Source organism: Sphingomonas sp. GM_Shp_1 (genome assembly GCF_026540895.1).
In the GTDB taxonomy this organism is placed as follows: Bacteria; Pseudomonadota; Alphaproteobacteria; order Sphingomonadales; family Sphingomonadaceae; genus Sphingomonas.
The window spans coordinates 1-24,126 of the sequence record NZ_JALNUR010000016.1 but is presented as its reverse complement, the minus strand read 5'-3'; the positions used below and the strand labels follow the sequence as shown (position 1 = coordinate 24,126).

The window sequence follows — 24,126 nt, the reverse complement described above, 5'->3', positions numbered from 1 at the left end:
CTTTAGTCAGAGGACCTAACCAACCATGCTCACCACCATCCTCGCCGCGGGCGGCGCAGCGGCCGGTGCCGAAAATCCCTACGGTCTCGGCCAGGCCCTGAAGGAAGGCGGCCTCATCTCGCAGTCGGTGTTCACCATCCTCTGCTTGATGTCGATCGTCTCCTTCTACATCCTGTTCTCGAAGCTGTTCGAGCAGCAGAAGATCATCAACCAGGCGAAGCGCGTTCGTCAGGGCTTCTGGTCGTCGAACTCGCTGCGCGAGGGTTCGGCCAAGCTCGAGAAGAACTCGGCCTACAAGCAGATCGTCGACGACGGTCTGGCCGCGCAGGACCAGCACTCGAAGCTGACCGATCCGGTCGAGGCGCATGACTGGCTGCACGGCTCGCTGGCGCGTTCGGAAGCCGCGATCAACTCGAAGCTGGGCGGCGGTCTCGCCTTCCTCGCGACCGTTGGTGCGACCGCGCCGTTCATCGGTCTGTTCGGTACCGTTATCGGCATCTACCGCGCGCTCATCAAGATTGGCTCGTCGGGCCAGGCGTCGATCGACGCCGTCGCCGGTCCGGTCGGTGAAGCGCTCATCATGACCGCTCTGGGTCTGGTCGTCGCGGTTCCGGCCGTGCTTGCCTTCAACTGGCTGCAGCGTCGTAACAAGGGCATCGCGGAAGACCTGTCGTCCTTCTCGAACGACGTGCTGGGCTTCCTGGCCTCGAACGGTGCGGTTCGTCCCGCGATCGCTTCGGGCGCCGCTGCCAAGCCGACCGCCGTCAAGGCGACCCCGGCGACCACGACCGCCGGCCAGGCCGGTGGCGTTCAGACCCGCGCCTGAGCCTAAGGGGGCGGGGACCGATCCTTCGGGACACGGCCCCGCCACCCCCCGCCACCCGTCAGGGCGGCGCAAGAATGCATGGATAGGATAGCTCTCTCATGGCGATGAGCGTTGGCGGTGACTCCGCCGAGAAACCGATGTCGGAGATCAACACGACGCCCCTCGTGGACGTCATGCTGGTGCTCCTCATCATCTTCCTGATCGCGGTTCCGGTCGTGATTCAGACCGTTCCGCTGAAGCTGCCGAACGTCCGCTTCGATCCGACGACGACGAAGCCGGAGAACGTGTCGCTTTCGGTCACCAGCGAGAATGGCCAGTGCAAGGTGTACTGGAACCTGACTCCGGTGACGTCGGACGAACTGCGCACCCGCGCGGTCGAAAAGCTGAAGGCCGAAGTCGAGCGTCTGGGTGCCAACATCACCCCGGACTCGCTGCCCGAGGCGCATATCCGTGGCGACGTGAACACGCCGTACCGGTGCATCGGCGGCACCATCTACACGATGCAGCAGGCCGGTTTCGCCCGTGTCGGCTTCATCTCCGAGCCGCCCCCCGGCGGCAACCCGCGCGTCTGATCGACGCGGCGGACACGATAGGAGTTAGCACGCCATGGCAATGAGCGCCGGATCCGATGATGGCGAGCCGATGATGGACATGAACACGACGCCGTTGATCGACGTCATGCTCGTGCTCCTCATCATGTTCATCATCACCATCCCGATCCAGACTCACGCGGTGAAGGTCGACCTTCCGGTCAACTCTCCGAGAAACCAGCCGCAGGTGAACAGCGAAAAGAACAAGGTCGGCATCGACGCCGCCGGCACGGTCACCTGGAACGGTGCGCCGGTCGACGAAGTCACGCTGCGCCAGTTTCTGGATCAGACCGCTGCCATGAATCCCGAGCCGGAATTGCACTTCCAGCCCGCCCCGGACGCCAAATACGCCAAGGTCGACGAAACCCTGGCGGTCATCAAGCGCTCGGCGGTCAGCAAGCTCGGCTTCATCGGCAACGAACAGTATCGCAACGACTTCTGATCCTCTGCGATCAGTGTCGGACGGAATGGGGCGGTCTCTACGGAGGCCGCCCTTTTTCGTTGGCCGGGGGGATGAGAGGGATTCCCGTGGCCTTCGACTTCGCTCAGGCTGAACGGCGTTCGGGTGGCTGTTCCTTCGTCCACTTCCTTCACGTCGCCCCGCATACCGAAAGCGCGCAACTTCCCCGGCCCGTTCAGCCTGAGCGAAGTCGAAGGCCACGTCCCGCCCGGACCCGCTTTCGATCTCCGCGATGATGAGAGTGCACCCAGTTATCGCAGCGCGATTACCCGCAGAAGCGGCATTTTTTCCTTGCCGGAGCGATCCTTAGCCGACGCTACCCTGTTCGAACCCTCCCGTGGGATCGGTAAACCCTTATGCCTCTCCTGCCCTCCCTGTCGGGGTGCCGAAGCCCGAACTCCTCCACCGCACATCATCCGTTCCGAAACGGCGCATCTTTCACCTCTTGCGTACGTTTCACAAAAATGACAACGTAACGTCATAAAAGTGAAACATAGGAGAATTGAGATGCGCGGAGTCGTTTCGGTTTTGCTTGTGGCGGCGGCGGGCATGGCAGCCCCGGCCATGGCCCAGGATTCCTGGCCGCAGCGCACGGGGTTTCACGAGATTGCCGCCGGGAATTTCCTGGCCGCCGAGCGCACCTTGCTCGAAGAGCGTCGCGCCAGCCCGGACAGCCCCGAGTTGATGCTCAACCTCGCCGCCGTCTATGCCAAGACGGGGCGCGCCGCCGAAGCGCGCGCGCTGTATGATTCGGTGCTCCAGGAAAAGCCGATCGCGATGGACATGCCCTCGGGCGCGATCCTGTCGTCGCATACCGTCGCCCGCACGGGCCTGCGCCATTTGCCGCAGACGATCGCGGCGCGTTAAAGCCGAAAGGCAGGTCCAGGCGCGTCGCGTCTGGACTTGCCGACAGGTTGCACGGCTTTCGACGGTATGGCGTGCACCCATAGTCGCCAGACACCGGAGTTCGCCCCGCTTCTCGCCCCTGATAGGGGGGCGCGACGCTTCGGCTGAATAGAGGCGGTCATTATCGAGAGGGGGACACCTCTCCGTCAGGCCTTCGGCCCTCTCAGCGATGGAATGCCGGTTCGCTCTGACGTCACAAGCGTGGCAAGGTCACCCCGCGCTGGCCCATATATTTGCCCGCCCGGTCGGCATAGCTGGTCTCGCAGGGCTCATTGCCCTTCAGGAACAGGAACTGGCATGCGCCCTCATTGGCGTAGATCTTGGCGGGCAGCGGGGTGGTGTTGGAAAACTCCAGCGTCACATGCCCCTCCCAACCCGGCTCCAGCGGCGTGACGTTCACGATGATCCCGCACCGGGCATAGGTCGACTTGCCCAGGCAGATGACCAGCACGTCGCGCGGCACCCGGAAATATTCGACCGTCCGCGCCAGGGCAAAGCTGTTGGGCGGGATGATGCAGACATCGGTCTTGCGATCGACGAAGCTGTTCGACGCGAAGTCCTTCGGGTCGACCACCGCGCTGTCGACATTGGTGAAGATCTTGAACTCGTCTGCCACCCGCGCGTCATAGCCATAGGAAGACAGGCCATAGCTGATGCAGCCGTCACGGCGCTGGTTCTCGACAAAGGGTTCGATCATCCCTTGAGTCTGCGCGGCTTCGCGAATCCAGCGGTCGGACAGGATCGACATCTTCATTCCCCTTGATATGCGCCGCTCATCGCCGGATCGGGCGGGCAGGGCAAGCCGCAACCGTAAAAAGGGGCTTGCGGTTGACGTTGCGTCAAGCGGTACGGTGCCCCCATGACGACCATGTTCGACATTGCCGAGATCGCCCGCGCGACGGGGCTCAGCAGCCGGGCGCTGCGCTTCTACGAGGCGCGCGGGCTGATCCGGCCGCTGCGCAGCGAAGGCGGGCGGCGGATCTTCGGCGCGGGCGAGTTGGAGCGGCTGCACGCGATCGTCGCGCTCAAGCGGGCGGGCTTCACGCTGGCGTCGATCGGGCGGATGCTCGACCGGCCGAGCGCCGCGTTGGGGCCGATGATCGCGGCCCAGGCCAGGGTCGTCGAGGCAGAGCGCGCGACGCTGGCTGAAACCGCCGCGCTGCTCCGATCCATTCAGTCCCGCATCGATGCCGGCGAGCGCATCGACGTCGCGACCCTCTGCTCGCTGATTCGACAAGGGAATGCGATGACGACGGCACAATGGAAATCGGTGGTGGACCGCCATTTCTCCGAGGAGGAACAGGCGCATTGGGCGGAGCGCATGGAGGGGCTGGGGCCGGATTTCGACCAGGACGCCTATCAGGCGCAATGGGCCGATCTGGGCCAGCGGATCGCGGCGGCGCTGCCGATGGAACCGGATTCGGAAGCGGCGCGGGGGTTCGTTCGCGAATGGCAGGCTCTGCTTGCGCCGTTCCATGCGGTGGCGTCGCCGGAGATGCGGGCGGGGGCTGCCCGGCTGCACCAGAATCGAGCGGAATGGGATGGGCAGGCCGATCCCGGTTTTTCGTCCGAGGTCTGGCAGTTCATCCAGGCGGCGGGCGCGGCGATGAAGGCGCGAGGGGAGGTGCCGGGGGCGTGATATTGTTCACGCGAAGCCGCGAAGACGCGATGATTTTTGAAGAAGATTGATGTTCGCGCGGAGGCGCGGAGAACGCGGAGGTGTCGCGCCTCGTGGTCATCAACGGTGGCTCCTCACTGAGGACGACAACCTCCTCCGCGTCTCCGCGCCTCCGCGCGAACAAAATCTTCGTGTCTTCGCGCCTTCGCGCGAGAAAATCAGCCGATCCCCAAATCCGCCGGACCAAACGCATCCGGCAGCAATTCCGACAAACGATAGGTCCGCACCGCATCGCCCTCCGCCGCGCCGCAATGCACGGGCAGGTCGCGACCGCCCATCTGGGCGGCCTCGTTGATGACCTGGCGGCAGCGGCCGCAGGGGCTGACCGGGGTGTTTCCGGTCGGAACGCCTTCCGCGTCCATCGCACCGCCGATCACCCCGATCGCGACGATCTCGCGCAGACGCCCGGCGGCGGAGGCGGTGGCGATCGCGACCGTTTCGGCACAAAGCGACAGGCCGTAGCTGGCATTCTCGAAATTCGCGCCGGTGATGACCGAGCCGTCCTCCATTAACAGCGCAGCACCGACCGCGAAACGGCTATAAGGCGCATGGGCATGGCGCGCGGCGGCGCGGGCGGCGGCGATCAGCGAATTGGGCAGGGCATTCGGATCGGTGGCATTCATGGCGTGACGACGTCCCAATTGACGGGGCCTTCCACCCCCTCGACCCGGCGGAAATCGCTGGCGCGCCACATGCGCCAGGGGCGGGCGGCGTAATCGGGTTTCAGCATGTTGCCGACCGCCCAGACGGGGCGGGGCAGGGCGGCGGTGATGGCATAATCCGACTCGAACGCCTTGGAGACGCGCAGCATCACGGGCTTGGCCGTATGCGTCTCCACCATCGTCACGAAGCGGGTCAGGTCGGCGATAAGGGTCGCGCGGTCGGGCCGGGCGGTGCAGTCGCCATGATAGGACAGGTCGATGGCGGCGGGCAGCGCATCCCCAGCGCGCGGCACGAAGATGTTGAACGCATCCGCCTGCGCGGCGGCGGGCTGGCACAACGAGTAGATATGGATCGCCCCGCGCCGCATCCCCGCCTCCGGTAGGGCGGCCCAATTCGCCTCGAACGCCGCGTCGCGCCGATCGGCACCCGATGTCGCGACGAGATAGGCGAAGTCGGCCCCATTGGCGCGCAAGGTGCGCCATTCCACCGCGGGCGGATTTTCGGGGAGATCGATGCCCTGCAACGGATAATGCTCTGTCGCGGGCTGCCAATGCGTCGCCCAGTGTCGCCCGCTCGCCGTGATCGCGCCGAGGGCCAGCAACCCCGCGCCGATTTTCCAGAGAATCGCCATCAGTTGCGGATATGCAGGACGCAGAGCAGTGTGAAGAGGCGACGTGCGGTATCGAAGTCGACCTCGATCTTGCCGGTCAGCCGCTCCTTCAGCATCTGCGCCGCATCGTTATGGATGCCACGCCGCGCCATATCGATCGTCTCGATCTGTTGCGGCGTCGCGGCGCGGATCGCCTGGTAATAGCTGTCGCAGATCGCGAAATAATCCTTGATCGGCCGTCGGAACCGCCCGAGCGCCAGCACCAGCGTCTCGATATGCGTGCCGTCCTCGCGGTACATATGGATGCCGAGGCGTCCCTCTTCGGACTCCAGCTTGATGCGATAGGGCCCGGCATAGCCGTCCGCCTGGGGGCGTTGGGGGGCGAAATAATTTTCTTCGATCAGGTCGAAGATCGCGATCCGCCGTTCCTGCTCGACATCCGCCGATCGCCAGCCCAGGCTGCGCTCGTCCAGGTCGATAGAGATGATCCGGGGATCGGCCATCCGGCAGGGATAGTCGCGAAGCGTGTGCGTCGCAAATCCCCCGCTGATCGACGCAATCAACTTCACAGAGGGGCTCTTCCCGCGCTAACGCCGAAGAAATGGCCACCCTCGCATTCCCGAACCCCGCTGCCGGTACCGAGCCGCAGCAGCTTCCCCGCAATATCGAGGCGGAGGCCGCGCTGCTGGGTGCGATGATGATCGACAACCGGCTGGCCGACGACCTCGTCGACCGGCTGGACCCGGACCATTTCTTCGAGCCGGTGCATGGCCGCGTGTTCGCCGCGATCAAGAATCTGCGCGCCACCGACATGCTGGCGACCCCCGTCACGCTGCGCCCGATGTTCGAGGCGGACGAGGGGATGAAGGCGCTGGGCGGCCCGTCCTATCTCGCCCAGCTGACCGGATCGGGGGCGGGCCTGATCGGCGCGCGGCAGTTCGCGACGCAGATTTACGACCTCGCCATGCTCCGCGCGCTGGTGACGGTGGGGCGGACGCTGGTCGACCGGGCGATGGACACCTCCGAAGAGGTGAACCCGCGCGCGCAGATCGAACTGGCCGAGAATGAGCTGTTCAAGGTCGCGGCGGACGGCGGCTCCGAAAATGCGGTGAAGAGCTTCGCCCAGGCCACCACCATGGCGGTGAAAAATGCCGAGCGGGCGCTCAATTCGGGCGGCCATGTCTCGGGCATCACCACGGGTCTGGACTCGGTCAATGCCAAGATCGGCGGTATGCACCGCTCCGACTTGATGATCCTGGCGGGGCGTCCGGGCATGGGCAAGACCTCGCTTGCGACCAACATCGCGTTCAACGCCGCGCGCCGCTGGATGCGCGACATGCAGGACGGCATCCCGCCCTCCGAGTCGGTGGGGGCGAAGGTCGCCTTCTTCAGTCTCGAAATGTCGGCCGACCAGCTGGCGACGCGTATCCTGGCCGAGCAGTCGGGGATCAGCTCCGAAGCGCTGCGCATGGGCAAGATCAGCCGCAACGAGTTCGCCCAACTCGCCGCCGCCGCCGCCGAGCTGGAGCAGCTGCCGCTGTTCATCGACGATACCGGCGGTTTGTCGATCTCGGCGCTGCACACCCGCGTCCGGCGGCTCCAGCGGCGGCATAACAACGAGATCGGGCTGGTCGTGGTCGACTATCTCCAGCTGCTGACCGGCTCGGGCAAGTCGTCGGAAGGCAACCGCGTGCAGGAAATCTCGGAGATTTCGCGTGGGCTGAAGACGCTGGCCAAGGACATGAACGTGCCGGTGCTGGCGCTGTCGCAGCTCAGCCGTGCGGTCGAGCAGCGCGAGGACAAGCGCCCGATGCTGTCCGACCTTCGCGAATCGGGCTCGATCGAGCAGGACGCCGACATGGTCTGGTTCGTGTTCCGCGAAGACTATTACATGATGCAGCGCGAACCCAAGCGCCCGATGGAAGGCGATGACGGCAAGGTCTTCGAGGACCATGCAAAATGGGCCACCGAGGTGGAGCGGGTCTACGGTCTGGCCGAGCTGATCGTCGCGAAGCAGCGTCACGGTGCCACGGGCAAGGTGGTGATGAAGTTCGACCCGACGATCACGCGGTTTACCGACTTCGCGGGGTATTGATCGAGGGCGGGTTTATCCCCGCCCTCCGTTCAGCCTGAGCGAAGTCGAAGGCCAAGGGACGGCCTTTGCCAAGGGGGGAGCGTTGGGGCGTGCACTTCGACTTCGCTCAGTGCGAGCGGATGTTGGGATGGTGTCTCTCACCGCTCCCTTACGACCCTGGCGAAGGCGGGGGCCCAGCGATCACGAAGTTTGAGGCGCGCCAGGCGGGGCGTGGGAGGCCGTCTCATAGCTCGCTCATGTATCCGTGCTACCGAACACATCGCCACTGAACCCCGGCCATCGCCGGGGTGGTGCCTTTAGTATCGTAGGGCTCAACCCGGCCGAACGGCTTCCACCGGCCGGTGTATCCCGCATTCGACCTTGTCGAACCCGCGCCAGCGGCCCGCACGCGGGTCTTCGCCGGGCTTGACTTGGCTGGTGCAGGGCGCGCAGCCGATCGACAGATAGCCTTCCGCCTCCAGCGGATGGCGCGGCAGGTCGTGGGCGGCGAAATAGCCGTCCAGTGCCGCCTTGTCCCAATCGGCGAGCGGGTTGAGCTTCAACCGCCCGTCCTCGACCTCAAAGCGGGGCAGGGCGCGGCGGGTGCCTGCCTGGAAGCCCTTGCGGCCCGAAATCCAAGCCTCGAACGGGGCGAGGCCGCGGGTCAGTGGCTCTACCTTGCGCAACTCGCAGCAGCCATCGGGATCGTAACCGTAGCGGATGCCCTCAGGGTCCTTCGCCGCCAGCCGCGCGGGATCGGGCTGGATCACCCGCACGTCGAGCAGGCCTAGCCGCTGAACCAGCATGTCCCGATAGGCCAGCGTTTCGGGAAACATCTTGAACGTATCGGTGAACACCACCGGCGTCGCCGGATCGGCGCTTGCCATCATGTGCAGCAGCACGGCGGACTCGGTGCCGAAGGACGACACCGCCGCGATTTGCCCACGCAACTCGCCGGTCAGCAGGGTGCGGAGCATCTCGGGCGCGGAAACCCCGGCGAACCGCGCTTCGTAAGCGGCGGCGTCCTCCGCCGTATAGGCGGGCCGCACGTCGATCCGGTCGAGCGCGCGCTTAGCCATGGCGGAGTTTCCACACCGGCACACGGGCGTCGGCCGCCTTCTGATAGGGCTGCGGATAGAGGGCCAGCAACTTGGTCAGCGTTGCCGCGTCGACCGGCTTTTCCGGCGCGAAACTGTCGAAGCCGCAGCGGCGCATGTGCGGGATCTGGTCGACCAGCACATCGCCCGCCGCACGGAGTTCCCCCTCGAACCCCGCCTCGCGCAGGATGCGCGCCGCCGAGTAACCGCGCCCGTCGCGGAAGGTGGGGAAGCTGATCTCTACCAAGGCGATCTGCCCCAGATGCGGCAGCAGCGCACGGGCGTCGTCCCCCGCCTCCAGCCGGACGGCGGTGGCATTGGTCTGGCCCAGAAACGCGTCCAGCGTCACCGCCGGTTCGTCATGCACCACATCGTCGCGAAAGCGCAGCAGCGTCTCGCCCGCATTCGTGTTCACGGTGATCGGATCAACCATAAATGGCTTCCTTGAACGGCTGCATGCCGACGCGGCGATAGGTGTCGAGGAAACGCTCGTCCGCCTCGCGCAGGGACAAATAACGGTCGGTCACACGCTCGATCGCGTCGACCACGCCGTCCTCGTCGAAACCGGGGCCGGTGATCTTGCCGAGCGAGACATCCTCCGCGCCTGACCCGCCGAGCAGCAGCTGGTAATTCTCGGTGCCCTTCTTGTCGACGCCCAGGATGCCGATATGCCCGGCATGATGATGGCCGCAGGCGTTGATGCAGCCCGATATCTTCAGCTTCAACTCGCCCAGCTCGCGCTGCCGCCCGGCGAAACGCTCGCCGATCTTCTGCGCCAGCGGGATGGAGCGGGCATTGGCCAGGCTGCAATAATCGAGGCCGGGGCAGGCGATGATGTCGGAGATCAGATCGAGATTGGCCTCGGCCAGCCTGGCATCGCGAAGTGCGGTCCAGATGGCGTGGAGGTCGGCCTTGCGGACATGCGGCAGGACGATGTTCTGGGCATGGGTGACGCGCAGCTCGTCATGGCCATAGCGCTCGGCGAGATCGGCCATCAGCTCGATCTGGTCTGCCGAGGCGTCGCCGGGAATGCCGCCGATCGGCTTCAGGCTGATCGTGACGATGGCATGGCCGGGCTGCTTGTGGGCCGCGACGTTCTGGTCGAGCCAGACCGCGAAATCGGGGTCGGAGCGATCCACCATGTCGGGCGCATCCGCCGCCAAATCGGGACCGTCGAACATCGCGGTGATCCGGGCCAGTTCGGCGACCGGCGGGTCGATGCCGAGGTCGCGGATCGCGGCGAACTCCGCCTCGACCTGCTCGCGATACGCCTCGACGCCGATCTCGTGCAGCAGGATCTTGATCCGCGCCTTGTAGATATTATCGCGGCGGCCATAGCGGTTATAGACCCGCAGACACGCCTCTAGATAGCTCATGAGGTGATCGGCGGTGATGAAGTCCTTCACCTCATGCGCGATCATCGGGGTGCGGCCCATGCCGCCACCGACGAAGATCTTCGCGCCGAGCACACCGTCCCGCTCCAGCAACTGGATGCCGATATCGTGCAGTCGCATCGCCGCCCGGTCCTCGTCCGCGGCGATCACCGCGATCTTGAACTTGCGGGGCAGATAGGTGAATTCCGGGTGGAAGGTCGACCATTGCCGGATCAGTTCGGCCCAGGGGCGTGGGTCGGCGACCTCGTCGGCGGCGGCCCCGGCGAACTGGTCGGACGAGATGTTGCGGATGCAGTTGCCCGAGGTCTGGATGGCGTGCATCTGCACCGTCGCCAGCTCGGCGAGGATGTCGGGCGCGTCGGCCAGCTTGATCCAGTTATACTGGATGTTCTGGCGCGTGGTGAAATGGCCGTAACCGCGGTCGTATTTGCGCGCGATATGGCCCAGCATCCGCATCTGGCGGCTGTCCAGCGTGCCGTAAGGCACCGCGACGCGCAGCATATAGGCGTGAAGCTGCAAGTAGAGGCCGTTCATCAGCCGCAGCGGCTTGAACTGATCCTCGGTCAGCGCGCCCGACAGGCGGCGTTCCACCTGGTCGCGAAATTCCTCGACACGGGCATCGACGATGCTCTGGTCATATTCGTCGTAACGATACATCGCTTACTCTTTCAGATAACCCAGGCGCCGGCGTCCGCATCGGCGGGCTTCAGCGTCAGGTCGGGGCGCACCGTGGGGCCGAGCGCGCGGATACGGTCCTTGATATGGGCGGGGCGGGGGCCCTGTTCGGTGGCCTCGGCGTCGATCAGATAGGGCACGTTGACCCGCCGCGCGCCTTCCTCGGCCCGCAGGATCGCCTCGCCCTGCGCGCCGACATCGACCGCGTCCTCGATATGGCGCGACCATTCCCGCCCGGTCCACCAGACGACGTCGCCGGTCGCCAGATCGTTGCCGGTCAGCAGCTTCATGCGTTCATCCCTTCCGCCACGCGAGCCCAACGCGCGAGCTTGTCCTCGGCATCCGATAATTCGACCACTTCGCCCACCACGATGATCGCGGGGCTCTGCACCCGTTCGCGCTCGACCATCGGGCCGAGATCGGCGAGCAGGGTGCGGATCGCGCGGTGCCCCTCCAGCGTGCCGCGCTCCAGCACCGCGACCGGCATGTCGGGGGCGACGCCATCGGCCATCAGCTTGTCGGCGATGCCGCTCGCGGTCGCCACCCCCATATAGATGACGAGGGTACGCCCCTGGCCGGCCAACCCCGACCAGTCCTGATCGGTCAGCCCCTTGCACTGGCCCGCGACGAAGGACACCGCCGAGCTATGATCCCGGTGGGTGAGCGGCAGCATCGCCTCCGCCGCGCAGCCGAGCGCCGCCGAGACGCCGGGGATCACTTCGACGCGCAGCCCGGCGGCGCGCACCGCCTCCACTTCCTCGCCGCCGCGCCCAAAGATGAACGGGTCGCCGCCCTTCAGCCGCACGACGATCGCACCGGTCTTCACATGCGCGACGATCAGCGCGTTGATCGCGTCCTGCGACAAAGTGTGCCGCGCTCGCCGCTTGGCGACCGAGATACGCTGGGCTTGCGGAGGGGCAAGGTCCAGGACGCGCGGGTCGATCAGCCCGTCATGCACCACGACATCGGCGGTCTTCATCGCCTCGACCGCACGAACGGTCAGCAGGCCCGGATCACCGGGTCCGGCACCGACAAGAATCACGCGACCACGCGCGGCTGGGTCGAGAAGGCTAGCCATGCTCCGACAGATGAGCCCCCGCCGCCCGCTCCACAACCGAGCGATGCTTGGGGAGGCGGTAGATCAGCTTGGGACAGTCCATGCTGCAACGCATATAGTATAACATATTTGCCTATTGCTCTGAGTTATGATTGAATGGTTCCGCAAAGATCAAAGCGGGGAAGAGTCGAATGGGGGAATTTCGTTACGCGAAGCGCTTGTTAGGGGCGTCTTTGATTGCGTTGGTATGGTCTGGCGTTGCATCGGCGCAGGTGGCCGGCAGCACCGCTGATCCGGCGGTTCAGGATGACGCGCCGCTGACCGGCGTGGCCGCCTCGACCGACAAGATCGACGCCCAGCAGGACAAGAGCGATCCGTCGGACGTCATCGTCACGGGCACGCGGATCGTCCGTCCCAACATGACCAGCAACGCGCCGATCACCACCATCGACTCGACCTATCTCAAGGAACGGGGCCTTGCCCGGGTCGAGGACGCGCTCGCGCAATTGCCGCAGGTCACGCCGATGCTGGGCCTTCAGGGGCAAAGCTGGACATCGGGCGCAGCGCCGGTTGGCCTGCGCAACCTGGGGGCGGGCCGTACCCTGACGCTGCTCAACGGGCAGCGGATGGACAATGACGTCAACATCATCCCCGGCGCGCTGATCGAGCGGATCGACATCATGACCGGCGGCGCCTCGGCGGTCTATGGCTCGGACGCGATCGCGGGCGTGGTCAACTTCATCCTGAAGCGCAAGTTCAACGGCATCGCCTTTGACGGCGAGGTCAGCGGCTTCAACCACAATAACGACAACCCGCTGCTCGCCAGGGTCGCACAGAATGCGGGCTATACCTATCCGCGCGGCACCTATCTGGGCGGCGGCAATTATTTCGCGTCGCTGGCGGCGGGCAAGAACCTGTTCGACGGCAAGGTGAACATCAGCGGTTTCGCGACCTATAAAAAGGCCGACCCAATCCAGTTCCGGAATATCGACACCGTCAATTGCCCGCTGTTGATGTTCGACCCCAACAATCGTGATGCGGGCGATACGAGCTGGGCGTGCGACGGCACCACCTACAACCCGTATAATTATTTCAGCATCAACGATCAGGACCGCACCAATGCGCGCGACGGTTCGCGCAGCTTCCGTCCCTATGACACGGCGGACGAGGTGCGTATCCAGCGGGTCGATTCGATCCAGCGGCGCAGCGAAACGGTCAACAGCGGTGGCTTCCTGACGGCGGAACTGCCGCTGGGCATGCGGCTGAACGGCAGCTTCCTGTACAGCCGCATCGTGGAGACGGGGGCCAATTCGGTCAATGGCGGGCTGTGGACGCCCGCCGCGCCGGTCAATTGCGACAATCCGTTCCTCAGCGCGTCGCAGGCCCAGGAAATCTGCGGCACAGCGGCGGGCAGCACCGCGCTCAGCAATCCCATCGCGCTGTCGCTGTTCCGCCCCGGCATGATCCAGAATTTCCGCAACACGACCAGCGACTGGCGCGGCTCGCTCAACCTGTCGGGGATGATCGTCGACAAGATCCGGTTCGAGCTCAGCTATCAGCAGACCCGCAACATCATGAACGGGTCGGCCGATCATCTGTATGTGCCCGATCAGGCCGATCGACTGGCGCGCGGGCTTCAGGTTCGCAACGTCAACGGCGTGCCGACCTGTCTGTCCAAGATCAACGGCACCGATCCCGATTGCCAGCCGATCGACGCCTTCTCGTCCAACACCTCGATCAGCGATGCGGTCTATAACTGGGTGACCGGACCGGGCAGCCGCCGCCAGCAGAACGATTTGCAGGTCATCAATGCGATCGTGTCGGGCACGCTGGAGGATTACGGCATCAAGAGCCCGTTCGCGACCAACGGCGTCGGCTTCGCGATCACCGGCGAATATCGCAAATATCGCAACCAGTCGCAGGGCTTCGGCTCATGGTCGACCTTCACGACCTTCGACGGGCGGACCAGCGTGAAGGAGCTGGGCGGCGAAATCGACATTCCGCTGGTGGAGGACAAGCCCTTCGTCAAGGAACTCAGCATCAATGGCGGCTATCGGATTTCCGATTACGACGTCTATCAGAACCTGATCCATAGCTGGAAGGCGGAGGCGAGCTGGGCACCGGTGGACGGCCTGCGTTTCCGGGGCAGCTATAACCGCGCGGTGCGGGTGGGCGTGCTCCAGCGTCTGGAGGGTGAGAACCGCTATCCCAACACGCCGATGCTCGATCTGTGCGCGCCGCCGCGCGCTTCGAGCGATGGCCGGGGCGCGACCCGTTATACCTTCGAACAATGCTCGATCGGCATGACGCGGGCGCAATATGACGCGCTGACCAGCTATACCGGATGCGACACGAACGGCTTCTGTCCGACGACCCTCGTCAACGGCGGCAATTCCGACCTTCAGCCCGAACGGTCGCGAAGCAAGACGCTGGGCGTGGTGTTCCAGCCGCGCTTCATCCCGGGCCTGACCGCGTCGGTCGACTGGTACGATATCAACATCCAGGGCGCATTCGAATGGACCCGTATCGGCATGGCGTTCGACCAATGTTATCGCAACAAGGTCGAATTCTTCTGCCAATTCTACAAGCGCGATCCGCAGACGGGGCAGTTGCTGATCGCCGACGCCCGCTATAACAATTCGGGCTATACGGCGACGCGGGGTATCGATTTCAGCACGAACTATGCGCTGGACCCCAAGCGTCTGGGCCTTGCCGACAATATCGGCACCTTCGGCCTGAACTTCAACGGCACGCTGACCACCAAGTATGAACGGCAATTCGCACCGGGCAATACGCCCTGGTCGTGCCTGGGCTATTTCGGCTTCGCCTGCGGCGATCCGATGCCGCGCTGGCGGCATGTGGCGGGCGTGAACTGGCAGCTTCCCTGGGTCAAGGGGGGACTGGGCTTCACCTGGCGCTATACCGGCCCGACCAGCAATTCCAAGCTGTCCACCAACACCGTGCTGGCGGCCACGCCGGGCCAGACCTATCCGCTAGCCAATCGCATTCCGGGCTACAGCTATTTCGATTTCAACACCAATATCACGTTGGTGAAGGGGATCGACGTGCGGTTCAACGTGCAGAACCTGTTCGACAAGGATCCGCCCCTGATCGGGTCCGATACCAATTACGCAACGGGTTCCTATTTCAACACCTTCCCGACCTATTACACGGTCCGGGGGCGGACATTGCGGGTCGGCATCTCCGCCCGCTTCTAAGCGATGGGATGGCTCGGAACCTCGGTTCCGGGCCATTTCCCTATCCGCGCAACCCGATCGGGATCGACGCGGCAGCCTGCTCGACCTCGGCGCTGGCGACCGGATAGGCGCAATAATCGGCGGCGTAATAGGCGCTGGGGCGGTGATTGCCCGACCAGCCGATGCCGCCGAACGGCGCGCTGGATGCCGCGCCGTTGGTCGGGCGGTTCCAGTTGACGATGCCTGCGCGAATACCGGTCCAGAATTGCTCGTACCGCTCGCGCGAGGGGCTGATCAGCGAGGCGGACAGGCCGTAGCGGGTGGCGTTGGCCTGGGCGAGCGCGTCGGCGAAATCATGCGCGCGGGAGACTTGCAGGACCGGGCCGAACAGCTCGTCGTCAGGCCGCTCGGCCATGCACGTCACGTCGAGGATCGCGGGCGTCAGGAAGGGGCGGTCGGGGACCGGGCGTTCGAGCGGACGGATGACCCGCGCGCCCATGCCGACGAGTTTGCCGAAAGCCATATCAAGCCGTTCCGCCGCGTCATTGTCGATCACCGGCCCCATGAAGGGAGCGGGCTCGTCATGCGGCGCGCCCACGATGATCCGGTCGGTCAGCCGGGTCAGTGCGGCGATCAGCGGATCGTACAGCCGATCCTCCACGATCAACCGCCGCCCCGCCGTGCAGCGTTGCCCCGCACTGGTATAGGCCGACTGGACGATCAATGTGGCGGCGGCGTCCAGATCGGGATCGTCCCAGACGATGATGGGGTTGTTGCCGCCCATCTCCAGCGCCAAGATTTTCTCCGGTCGCTCGGCGAACTGGCGATTGAGCGCGATGCCGGTCCGCGCCGATCCGGTGAAGAGCAGCCCGTCGATATCGTCATGTCCGGCCAGTGCACGGCCCTGGTCCGGCCCGCCGATCAACAGCCGCACGACGCCTTCGGGTACGCCCGCCGCATGATAGCATCCGATCAGGAACGCCCCCGTCGCCGGGGTCTTTTCCGACGGCTTGAACACCACCGTATTGCCCGCCAGCAAGGCGGGCACGATATGGCCGTTGGGCAGATGCGCGGGGAAATTATAGGGCCCCAGCACCGCCAGCACGCCATGCGGCCGGTGGCGCAGCGCCATGCGACCGCCGCCCGGCTGTTCGCTCGCCCGCTCGCCCGCGCGCTCGGCCTGCGCGGTGATCGAGATGGCGACCTTGGCGACGACCGTATCCACCTCGGTCTTCGCTTCCCATAGCGGCTTGCCGGTTTCGCATGCGATCAGGTCGGCAAAGGCATCGGCGCGGTCGCGCACGATCTCGGCGAAGCGGCGCAACGTCTCGACCCGTTCGCTCAACGGGGTGGCGGTCCAACCCGGCCAGGCGGCTCGCGCGGCGGCCACCTCCGCATGGGCGTCCCCAACGGGAAGCTCGGCGATCAGCGCGCCGGTAGCGGGCTCGAATGTCGACAGAAATTCGGTCATGGCGGAAAGGCTAGGCCGCCGCATCCGGGTCGGCAAGCGCCGCACCCATCGCCCGCACCCGTTCGACCTTGTCGTACAGCATCGTCCAGTCGTCGCGCTCGGCGATGGGGGCCCAGATCGCCTCGACCTCGTCGATCAGCATCGATTCGGGTTCTCCCTGCCAATAGGCGTGGTCGCGGGCGCGGCGGGGTGCATAGGGTTCGATCAGGTCGCGCAGTTCGTTCCATGTCTCGTTATAATGATCGGGCACCTGTCCGCCGAACAGGTCGAAATAGACGCGGTCGATCCCCGCCTGCGACGTGCGCAACGCCCGCTCGAACGTCTGTACCAGTGCCCGGTCCTCGGTCCCGCCGCGCGGGTTCAGCCCCAGCCGCCAGAGGATCGCGGTCACGATCTCCGCCTGATAGGCCGTCGCGAAGCCCTCCAGCGCGGCGATCAGCGGATCGCTCTCCGCGATCAGGCGCAGGCTGGAGGCGAGTTGCATCACGTCCCACTGAATCGCCTCGGGCTGCCGCGCGAGCGCGTACAGGCCCGCCTGGTCGAAATAGGCGGCGGTGAATTCCGGGTCCCAGACGGGCGCGAACCGCCACGGGCCATAGTCGAAGCTTTCGCCGGTCACGTTGATATTGTCGGAATTGAGCACCCCGTGAACGAACCCGGCGGCCATGTAGCGGGCCGCCAGCGTCGCGGTGCGCTGCGCCACCAGGGTCATCATCCGAACGGGATCGTCCGATTCATCGCCGTAGAAATGGCGCAGGACATAGGCGACCAGCCGTCGCATCCCCGCCTCGTCCCGCTCGAAGGCGAGCCGCTGGAAACTGCCGATGCGGATATGGCCATGGCTCATCCGCACCATCACGGCGGAGCGGGTGGGGGAGGGCTCGTCGCCCCGGTGCAGCGCCTCGCCCGTCTCGATAAGCGAGAGCGTGCGCGAGGTGGGGACGTTCAGCGCCTCGAGCATCTCGGTCGCCAGGATCTCGCGTACCCCGCCTTTCAGCGTCAGGCGGCCATCGCCGAAGCGGCTATAGGGCGTCTGCCCCGATCCCTTGGTGCCGAGTTCGAGCAATCGGCCGTCGCTCGCCACCATCTGCGCGAAGGTGAAGCCGCGCCCGTCGCCCAAATCGGAATTATACTGGCGGAACTGATGGCCGTGATAGCGAAGCGCCATCGGCCCCGGCAGCGTGTCGGGCAGGGGAGAGAACCGGCCGAGATGCGTGACCCATTCGTCATCGCTCAGCGTCTCCAGCCCGATCTCAGCGGCGGCGCGGTCGTTGCGGAAGCGGATGATGGTCTGGGGAAAATCCGCCGCCTCCACCGGATCGGCGAGAAAATCCGCGATCTCGGTCAGCGGACGGGCGGGGCGATAGGCTTGCGGGGACAGGGGCATACCGCGATATGGAGACGGCACCGGAGAACCTTCAAGCATGACTCCTCATGAGAATCGTTATTGGTGGTCGAAGGACGGCCTGCGGCTTCATGCGCGCGACTATTCCGGCTTGGACGCGCTGCCCCCCATCCTCTGCCTGCCCGGCCTGACCCGTAACGCCCGCGACTTCGAGGGACTGGCCGAGGCGCTCGATGGGCGCGCGCGACTGATCGCGGTCAGTTTCCGGGGGCGCGGTGAGAGCGCCTATGCCAAGGACCCGATGACCTATGTGCCGCTGACCTATGTCCAGGATGTCGAGGCGCTGCTGGACGAACTGGGCATCACCCGTTTCGTCGCGGTCGGCACGTCGCTGGGCGGGATCGTGACGATGGTGCTGGCGGCGACCGCGCGCGGGCGGCTGGCCGGCGCGGTGCTCAACGATATCGGGCCGGAGATCGAGCCCGCCGGGCTGGCGCGGATTCGCGGCTATGTGGGGAAGGGACAGAGTTTCCCCACCTGGCTCCATGCCGCGCGCTGCGTCCAGGAGAATAACGAGGACGTCTATCCCGACTGGGGTATCGAGGACTGGCTGGCCATGGCCAAGCGTACGCACCGGTTGACCAGCGCGGGGCGGATCGTCCTCGACTATGACCTGAAGATCGCCGAGCCGTTCCGCGTGCCCAATGCCGAGGCGGGGCCGGACATGTGGGCGGCGCTGGACGCGCTGAACGGAGTGCCGGCGCTGGTGGTGCGCGGCGAGCGCTCCGACATATTGAGCGCGGGGGTTGCCGAGCGGATGGTGGAGGCGCTGTCGCCGTCCGAACTGGTGACGGTGCCGCATGTCGGCCACACGCCGCTGCTGACCGAGCCGGAGGCGCTGGCGGGGATCGGGCGGCTGCTCGACCGGGTGGCGGGTTAAAGGGCCATCCCATTCCTTACCTGCAAGGGGAGGAAAAGAACGACGCCGGTCGGCACTAGCGGTTTCCAACTCTGCCGCCGCCCGTTAATCCGGCACGCATGGCCCGACCGCTGAACATCCTCCACCTCCACTCCTCCTTCTCGCTGGGCGGCAAGGAGGCGCGGGCGGTCGCGCTGATGAATGCGTTCGGCGATGCGGCCAAGCACACCATCGTCTCGGGGCTGCCCGACGAACTGGGCGCGCGGGATTCGATCGCCAAGGGCATACGCTACGAGATCGCACAGGATGCGCCGTCGCTGACCGGCAAGCCCTCGGTCAAGCGGTACGAGGCGATCGCCGCCTATATGCGCCGCTTCGACCTGGTGCTGACCTATAATTGGGGCGCGATCGACGGGGTGATGGCGCGGCGCGTCTATCCCAAGGGTGCGCCGCCGCTGGTCCATCACGAGGACGGGTTCAACGCCGACGAAGCGCGCGGCCTGAAGCTGGAGCGCAACATCTATCGCCGCATCGCCCTGTCGGCGGCGAATGCGCTGGCGGTGCCCAGCCATGTGCTGGAGGGCATCGCGCTCCGCACCTGGAAGCAGCCCGCCGAGCGGGTCCACCGCATCCCCAACGGCATCGCGACCGCGCTGTACGCGCGCGACCCCGATCCGAACGGCATTCCCGGCTTCGTGCGCCAGCCCAAGGAGATCGTCGTCGGGGCGCTGGCGGGCCTGCGGGTGGTCAAGAACCTGCCGATGCTGGTCCGCGCGATGGGCGGCATCCCCGGGCGCTTCCGCCTGGTCATCGTCGGCGAGGGGCCGGAGCGCGCCACCATCCAGCAGGCCGCCGCCGCCATGGGCATCGCCGACCGGCTGGTCATGCCGGGCTTTCTGGAGCGGCCCTATAATTATATCCGGCATTTCGACATCGTCGCGCTGTCCTCGCTGTCCGAACAGGCGCCGATTTCGGTGCTGGAAGGGATGGCGGCGGGCTTGCCCATCGCCTCGCTGCCGGTGGGCGATGTGCGGTCGATGGTGTCGGAGGCCAATCATCCGTTCATCGCCGATGCACCCAACGAGGTGCGGCTGCGCGACGTGATCCAGGCGCTGATCGCGCATCCCGAGCTGCGCGCGCAGGCGGGGGCCGCCAACCAGCAGCGCGCCCGCGCCGAGTTCGACCAGAGCCACATGGTCGCCCGGTACAAGGCGCTGTACGAACAGGTCCTGGGACGGCCCGGCGCATTGGGTTGAACCCGGCACCCGGCCGTGTCTTTAATTCCCCCTCGCCTAGCGTTCCTAACACGCTATATGAGACCCTTTCGGACAGACAAGGTAACGACGTGTTCAAAGGCTTGAGCCCCATCCTGTACAACGGCCGCGAAGTCTGGCCGCTGATCGAAGGCGGGAAGGGCGTCGCTGCGACCAATCATGCCTCGGCGGGTGCCTGGGCGGCGGCGGGCGGCGTCGGGACCGTGTCCGCGGTCAATGCCGACAGCTATGACGCCGAGGGCAAGATCATTCCCCAGATCTACCGCGCGCTGACCCGGCGCGAGCGGCACGAGGAACTGATCGAATATGCCATCGAGGGCGCGGTGCAGCAGGTGAAGCGCGCCTGGGACATCGCCGGTGGCAAGGGCGCGATCAACATCAACGTGCTGTGGGAAATGGGCGGCGCGCAGCGGGTCTTGGAAGGCGTGCTGGAGCGTACCAAGGGCCTGGTCGCGGGCGTCACCTGTGGTGCTGGCATGCCTTACAAGCTGTCCGAGATCGCGGCGCATCACCAGGTCAGCTATCTGCCGATCGTCTCTTCGGGCCGCGCCTTCCGCGCGCTGTGGAAGCGCGCCTATTCCAAGGCGGCGGAATGGTTGGCGGCGGTGGTCTATGAGGATCCCTGGCTCGCCGGTGGCCATAACGGCCTGTCCAACGCCGAAGACCCGTTGCAGCCGCAGGACCCGTACCCCCGCGTGAAAGCGCTGCGCGATACGATGCGCGAGGGCGGGATTTCGGACGAGGTGCCGATCGTGATGGCGGGCGGCGTCTGGTATCTGCGCGATTGGAACGACTGGATCGATAACCCCGAGCTGGGCAAGATCGCCTTCCAGTTCGGCACCCGTCCGCTCCTGACCCAGGAGAGCCCGATCCCCGAGGAGTGGAAGCAGCGGTTGATGACGATCGAGCAGGGCGATGTGCTCCTGCATCGCTTCTCGCCGACCGGTTTCTATTCCAGCGCGGTGCGCAATCCTTTCCTGCGCAGCCTGGAAGCGCGCTCCGAGCGCCAGATCGCCTTCTCGACCCAGGAAGCGGGCGACCATGTCTTCCAGCTCGACGTGGGCGTGAAGGGCAAGAATTTTTGGGTAACCAAGGGCGACCTGCTGCGCGCGCGCGAATGGTTCGGCCATGGCTTCACCATGGCGCTGAAGACGCCGGACAACACGCTGGTCTTCGTCACGCCGGAAGAGGCCAAGGAAATCCGTAAGGACCAGGCCGACTGCATGGGCTGCCTGTCGCAGTGCCTGTTCTCCAGCTGGGCGGACAGCGAAACCAACTCGACGGGTCGCCTGGCCGACCCGCGCAGCTTCTGCATCCAGAAGACGCTGCAGGACATCGCCCATGGCGGCGATGTCGAGCAGAACCTGATGTTCGCGGGGCATGCGGCCTACAACTTCAAGCGCGATCCCTTCTACTCGAACGGGTTCGTGCCGACCGTGAAGCAGTTGGTCGACCGCATCCTGACCGGCGACTGATCGACGCCATGACGCCGGAGCTTCGCGCGACGTTGCAGGACGTGGCCGAGGCGATGGTGTCCTTTCCACGCGACTGGTGGATCATCGGCAGCGCGGGCGTGGCGCTGCACGGGATCGAGGCCGGGACGGTCAAGGACGTCGATCTGCTGGTCGAGGAGGGCCTGGCCGGGGCGGTGCTGGATCGGCTCGGCATAGTGCCGCTGGACATGTCGCCGGACCCGCTGTTTCGCTCGACGGTCTTCGCCCGCTGGATGGTGCCGCCGGTGCCGGTCGAGGTGATGGCGGGATTCTGCGTCGCCGAAGCGAATGTCTGGCATCCGGTCAAGCCGCGCTCCCGCGAACGGGTGATGCTGGGCGGGGGCGCGCTGTTCGTACCCGATCGTGCCGAGTTGCTGGGTCTGTTCCGCCGGTTCGGTCGACCCAAGGACGCCGCTCGGGCGGCGGCGCTGGAGGCGGCGGGAGCCCCGCCCGAGGCAGGAACTCCCGCAAGGTAAGGTCAGTCCGCGACGGTGCCGACCACGGCACCCGCCGTGCCGCCGACCGCTGCACCCTTTTCGACGCTACCCCCGGTCGCCGCCGCGACACCCGCGCCGCCCGCACCACCGATCGCCGCGCCCTTCAGCGTCGAACAGGCCGACATCGATACGGCGGCGGCGGCGAGGGTCAGGCCGATTGCTAGCTTTTTCATAGAGGTAGCTCCTGTTGAATAACAGGAGGGGGAATGCGGCGGCTCCCCGACGGTTCCGCGCCGCAACATTTTGATATGGATCAGGGGAGGGTCGCAACCCGCCCTAAAGCCACCCCTCCAGCACCTGGTCCGGCGGTCGGTGGCCATCGGCCCAGCTGCGGATATTGGCGATGACCTTCTCGCCCGAGGCCATGCGCCCCTCCAGCGTCGCCGAGCCCATATGCGGCGTCATCACCACATTGGGGAGCGCCAGTAGGCGCGGGTCTATCTCCGGCTCGTGCCGCCAGACGTCGAGCCCCGCGCCCGCCAGCCTGCCCGCCTCCAGCGCGTCGACCATCGCCTCCTCGTCGACGATCCCGCCCCGGCTGGCGTTGATCAGGTAGACATGGGGGCGCATTAGGGCGATGCGGCGGCGGTCGATCAGGTCGTGGCTGTCGGCGTTGAGCGGCGTGTGGATCGACACGATGTCGACCGCGCCCAGCATCGCGTCGAGATCGGGATACCAGGTCGCCCCCAACTCCTCCTCGATACTGGCGGGCAGGCGGCGGCGGTTGTGATAATGGATCGACAGGCCGAAGGCACGCGCGCGCCGCGCGACCGCCTGGCCGATCCGCCCCATGCCGACGATGCCCAGCGCCTTGCCGCCGATCCGGTGGCCCAGCATCCCGCCGGGACTCCACCCCTTCCACGCGCCCGAGCGGACCAGCTTCTCGCCCTCGGCCAAGCGGCGCGGCACCGACAGGATCAGCGCCATCGTCATGTCGGCGGTATCCTCGGTCAGGACGCCGGGCGTGTTGGTGACGATGATCCCGCGCGCCCGCGCGGCCTTCAGGTCGATATGATTCACACCCGCCCCGAAATTGGCGATCAGCTTCAGCCGGGGACCTGCGCCCGCGATCAGATCGGCGTCGATCGCATCGGTGACGGTGGGGACCAGCACGTCGCAATCGGCCATGGCGGCGGCGAGCGCGGCCTGGCTCATCTTCTCGTCGCCGCGATTGAGGTGCGTGTCGAACAGCGCGGCCATCCGGTCCATGATGGGATCGGGCAGTTCGCGGGTGACGACCACCCTGGGGTTCAGGCAGCGGCGCGGATCGACCATGGCCACCGGATTGCGGCATGCCCGGCGGTCCGTCAACCGGCGATGCGGCCATCCAGAGGTTGAAGCGGCCCCCCGCATCGGCGTAGAGCCCAAAGACGAGAGCGGGCGGAAAAAGGGAAACGGAATGCGCAGGTCCATGATCGGGCTGGCTTTGCTGTCGGTGATGCTGTCGGCGGGGCCGATCGCCCCCGCGGCGATCGCCGCGCCGGAAAAGCGGGCCATGCCCTATTACGGCTCGATCGGCGCCTCGGTGGCGCGGATGCGGACCGGCCCGGCGCGCACCTATCCGGCCAGCTGGACCTATCGCCGGGCCGATCTGCCGGTGAAGATCGTCGCCGCGTTCAAGGAATGGCGCAAGGTGCAGGACCCCGACGGGACCGAGGGGTGGATGCTGTCCGTCCTGTTGCGCAACACCCGCACCGCCATCGTGCGCGGGACGGACCCGCTGCCGATGCGCTCGGTCCCGAATGAGAATGCCAAGACGCTGTGGCGCGCCGCCCCCGGCGTCGTCGGGCGGATCAGCGAGTGCAATGGCGGCTGGTGCCGGCTGGATGTGAAGGGCCAGGCGGGGTTCGTGCCGGTCGGGTCGATCTGGGGCGTCGAGCCGGGTGAGGTGGTGTCTTAA

Annotated in this window: 25 protein-coding genes; 12 read left to right on the top strand and 13 right to left on the bottom strand. The window is 66.0% G+C overall.

The features are described from left to right. Nucleotides 1–25 precede the first annotated feature (25 nt). The 4 genes from OXQ33_RS09935 to OXQ33_RS09920 all read left to right on the top strand — a co-directional run bounded on the left by OXQ33_RS09935 (nt 26) and on the right by OXQ33_RS09920 (nt 2,743). On the top strand, nt 26–826 hold the full coding sequence (locus OXQ33_RS09935) for a MotA/TolQ/ExbB proton channel family protein (RefSeq protein ID WP_261269857.1): 801 nt from the start codon (nt 26–28) through the stop codon (nt 824–826). Nucleotides 827–924: 98 nt separating this feature from the next. Next, nucleotides 925–1,398, top strand: coding sequence for a biopolymer transporter ExbD (locus OXQ33_RS09930; RefSeq protein ID WP_267434530.1), 474 nt, complete (start codon nt 925–927; stop codon nt 1,396–1,398). 34 nt (nt 1,399–1,432) lie between these two features. Beyond that, on the top strand, nt 1,433–1,858 hold the full coding sequence (locus tag OXQ33_RS09925) for a biopolymer transporter ExbD (protein ID WP_267434529.1): 426 nt from the start codon (nt 1,433–1,435) through the stop codon (nt 1,856–1,858). A gap of 525 nt (nt 1,859–2,383) precedes the next feature. After that, nucleotides 2,384–2,743 (top strand): tetratricopeptide repeat protein, encoded by a 360-nt coding sequence (locus OXQ33_RS09920; protein ID WP_267434528.1) that lies wholly within the window; start codon nt 2,384–2,386, stop codon nt 2,741–2,743. 232 nt (nt 2,744–2,975) lie between these two features. Here OXQ33_RS09920 and dcd read toward each other — a convergent pair whose 3' ends face one another. After that, the gene (gene dcd / locus OXQ33_RS09915) at nt 2,976–3,530 is read right to left on the bottom strand and encodes a dCTP deaminase (RefSeq protein WP_007405039.1); all 555 of its coding nucleotides are present in this window, start codon (nt 3,528–3,530) and stop codon (nt 2,976–2,978) included. Nucleotides 3,531–3,641: 111 nt separating this feature from the next. Between dcd and OXQ33_RS09910 the strand changes: the two genes are divergently transcribed. Then, nucleotides 3,642–4,421, top strand: coding sequence for a MerR family transcriptional regulator (locus tag OXQ33_RS09910; RefSeq protein WP_267434527.1), 780 nt, complete (start codon nt 3,642–3,644; stop codon nt 4,419–4,421). Between the two features lie 197 nt (nt 4,422–4,618). On the opposite strand, the gene OXQ33_RS09905 is transcribed toward OXQ33_RS09910, so the two are convergent. The 3 genes from OXQ33_RS09905 to OXQ33_RS09895 are packed head-to-tail and all read right to left on the bottom strand — an operon-like array spanning nt 4,619 to nt 6,236. Next, complete coding sequence (locus OXQ33_RS09905) at nt 4,619–5,083, bottom strand: cytidine deaminase (protein ID WP_267434526.1); 465 nt, start codon at nt 5,081–5,083, stop codon at nt 4,619–4,621. Then, nucleotides 5,080–5,754 (bottom strand): GH25 family lysozyme, encoded by a 675-nt coding sequence (locus OXQ33_RS09900; RefSeq protein ID WP_267434525.1) that lies wholly within the window; start codon nt 5,752–5,754, stop codon nt 5,080–5,082. Before OXQ33_RS09900 ends, OXQ33_RS09905 begins: the two co-directional genes overlap by 4 nt. Then, nucleotides 5,754–6,236 (bottom strand): UPF0262 family protein, encoded by a 483-nt coding sequence (locus OXQ33_RS09895; protein WP_175314205.1) that lies wholly within the window; start codon nt 6,234–6,236, stop codon nt 5,754–5,756. The genes OXQ33_RS09900 and OXQ33_RS09895 overlap by 1 nt, the downstream gene beginning before the upstream one ends. A gap of 98 nt (nt 6,237–6,334) precedes the next feature. On the opposite strand from OXQ33_RS09895, the gene OXQ33_RS09890 reads away from it, so the two are divergent. Next, nucleotides 6,335–7,828, top strand: coding sequence for a replicative DNA helicase (locus tag OXQ33_RS09890; RefSeq protein ID WP_267434524.1), 1,494 nt, complete (start codon nt 6,335–6,337; stop codon nt 7,826–7,828). Nucleotides 7,829–8,139: 311 nt separating this feature from the next. Here OXQ33_RS09890 and OXQ33_RS09885 read toward each other — a convergent pair whose 3' ends face one another. From OXQ33_RS09885 to cobA, 5 genes are read right to left on the bottom strand one after another with little or no spacing between them, the layout of a single operon-like run. Then, nucleotides 8,140–8,886, bottom strand: coding sequence for a phosphoadenylyl-sulfate reductase (locus OXQ33_RS09885; protein ID WP_267434523.1), 747 nt, complete (start codon nt 8,884–8,886; stop codon nt 8,140–8,142). Continuing rightward, nucleotides 8,879–9,337, bottom strand: a complete 459-nt coding sequence (locus tag OXQ33_RS09880; RefSeq protein WP_267434522.1) for a DUF934 domain-containing protein — start codon at nt 9,335–9,337, stop codon at nt 8,879–8,881. The genes OXQ33_RS09885 and OXQ33_RS09880 overlap by 8 nt, the downstream gene beginning before the upstream one ends. Then, nucleotides 9,330–10,955, bottom strand: coding sequence for a nitrite/sulfite reductase (locus OXQ33_RS09875; RefSeq protein ID WP_267434521.1), 1,626 nt, complete (start codon nt 10,953–10,955; stop codon nt 9,330–9,332). Before OXQ33_RS09875 ends, OXQ33_RS09880 begins: the two co-directional genes overlap by 8 nt. A gap of 11 nt (nt 10,956–10,966) precedes the next feature. Then, complete coding sequence (locus OXQ33_RS09870; RefSeq protein ID WP_267434520.1) at nt 10,967–11,263, bottom strand: DUF2849 domain-containing protein; 297 nt, start codon at nt 11,261–11,263, stop codon at nt 10,967–10,969. Then, a complete protein-coding gene (cobA, locus tag OXQ33_RS09865) occupies nt 11,260–12,051 on the bottom strand; it encodes a uroporphyrinogen-III C-methyltransferase (RefSeq protein WP_267434519.1) in 792 nt (263 codons plus the stop codon). The genes OXQ33_RS09870 and cobA overlap by 4 nt, the downstream gene beginning before the upstream one ends. 251 nt (nt 12,052–12,302) lie before the next feature. Between cobA and OXQ33_RS09860 the strand changes: the two genes are divergently transcribed. After that, on the top strand, nt 12,303–15,248 hold the full coding sequence (locus OXQ33_RS09860; RefSeq protein ID WP_267434518.1) for a TonB-dependent receptor: 2,946 nt from the start codon (nt 12,303–12,305) through the stop codon (nt 15,246–15,248). A gap of 40 nt (nt 15,249–15,288) precedes the next feature. Here the strand turns inward: OXQ33_RS09860 and astD are convergent, their stop codons facing one another. Together astD and OXQ33_RS09850 are read right to left on the bottom strand one after the other, a co-directional pair. Continuing rightward, entirely contained in the window at nt 15,289–16,698 is a 1,410-nt protein-coding gene (astD, locus tag OXQ33_RS09855) for a succinylglutamate-semialdehyde dehydrogenase (RefSeq protein ID WP_267434517.1), read from the bottom strand. A gap of 10 nt (nt 16,699–16,708) precedes the next feature. After that, complete coding sequence (locus OXQ33_RS09850; protein WP_267434516.1) at nt 16,709–18,085, bottom strand: protein adenylyltransferase SelO family protein; 1,377 nt, start codon at nt 18,083–18,085, stop codon at nt 16,709–16,711. Between the two features lie 37 nt (nt 18,086–18,122). On the opposite strand from OXQ33_RS09850, the gene OXQ33_RS09845 reads away from it, so the two are divergent. The 4 genes from OXQ33_RS09845 to OXQ33_RS09830 all read left to right on the top strand — a co-directional run bounded on the left by OXQ33_RS09845 (nt 18,123) and on the right by OXQ33_RS09830 (nt 22,205). Continuing rightward, nucleotides 18,123–18,983 (top strand): alpha/beta hydrolase, encoded by an 861-nt coding sequence (locus tag OXQ33_RS09845; RefSeq protein WP_267434515.1) that lies wholly within the window; start codon nt 18,123–18,125, stop codon nt 18,981–18,983. A 98-nt stretch (nt 18,984–19,081) separates the two neighbouring features. Then, nucleotides 19,082–20,218 (top strand): glycosyltransferase family 4 protein, encoded by a 1,137-nt coding sequence (locus OXQ33_RS09840; protein WP_267434514.1) that lies wholly within the window; start codon nt 19,082–19,084, stop codon nt 20,216–20,218. An 89-nt stretch (nt 20,219–20,307) separates the two neighbouring features. Next, entirely contained in the window at nt 20,308–21,711 is a 1,404-nt protein-coding gene (locus OXQ33_RS09835) for a nitronate monooxygenase (RefSeq protein WP_267434513.1), read from the top strand. 8 nt (nt 21,712–21,719) lie between these two features. After that, nucleotides 21,720–22,205 (top strand): hypothetical protein, encoded by a 486-nt coding sequence (locus tag OXQ33_RS09830; protein ID WP_267434512.1) that lies wholly within the window; start codon nt 21,720–21,722, stop codon nt 22,203–22,205. 2 nt (nt 22,206–22,207) lie between these two features. On the opposite strand, the gene OXQ33_RS09825 is transcribed toward OXQ33_RS09830, so the two are convergent. Beyond that, nucleotides 22,208–22,399, bottom strand: a complete 192-nt coding sequence (locus tag OXQ33_RS09825) for a hypothetical protein (RefSeq protein WP_267434511.1) — start codon at nt 22,397–22,399, stop codon at nt 22,208–22,210. A 103-nt stretch (nt 22,400–22,502) separates the two neighbouring features. After that, the gene (locus tag OXQ33_RS09820) at nt 22,503–23,501 is read right to left on the bottom strand and encodes a D-glycerate dehydrogenase (RefSeq protein ID WP_267434510.1); all 999 of its coding nucleotides are present in this window, start codon (nt 23,499–23,501) and stop codon (nt 22,503–22,505) included. A gap of 124 nt (nt 23,502–23,625) precedes the next feature. On the opposite strand from OXQ33_RS09820, the gene OXQ33_RS09815 reads away from it, so the two are divergent. Next, the gene (locus OXQ33_RS09815) at nt 23,626–24,126 is read left to right on the top strand and encodes an SH3 domain-containing protein (RefSeq protein WP_267434509.1); all 501 of its coding nucleotides are present in this window, start codon (nt 23,626–23,628) and stop codon (nt 24,124–24,126) included.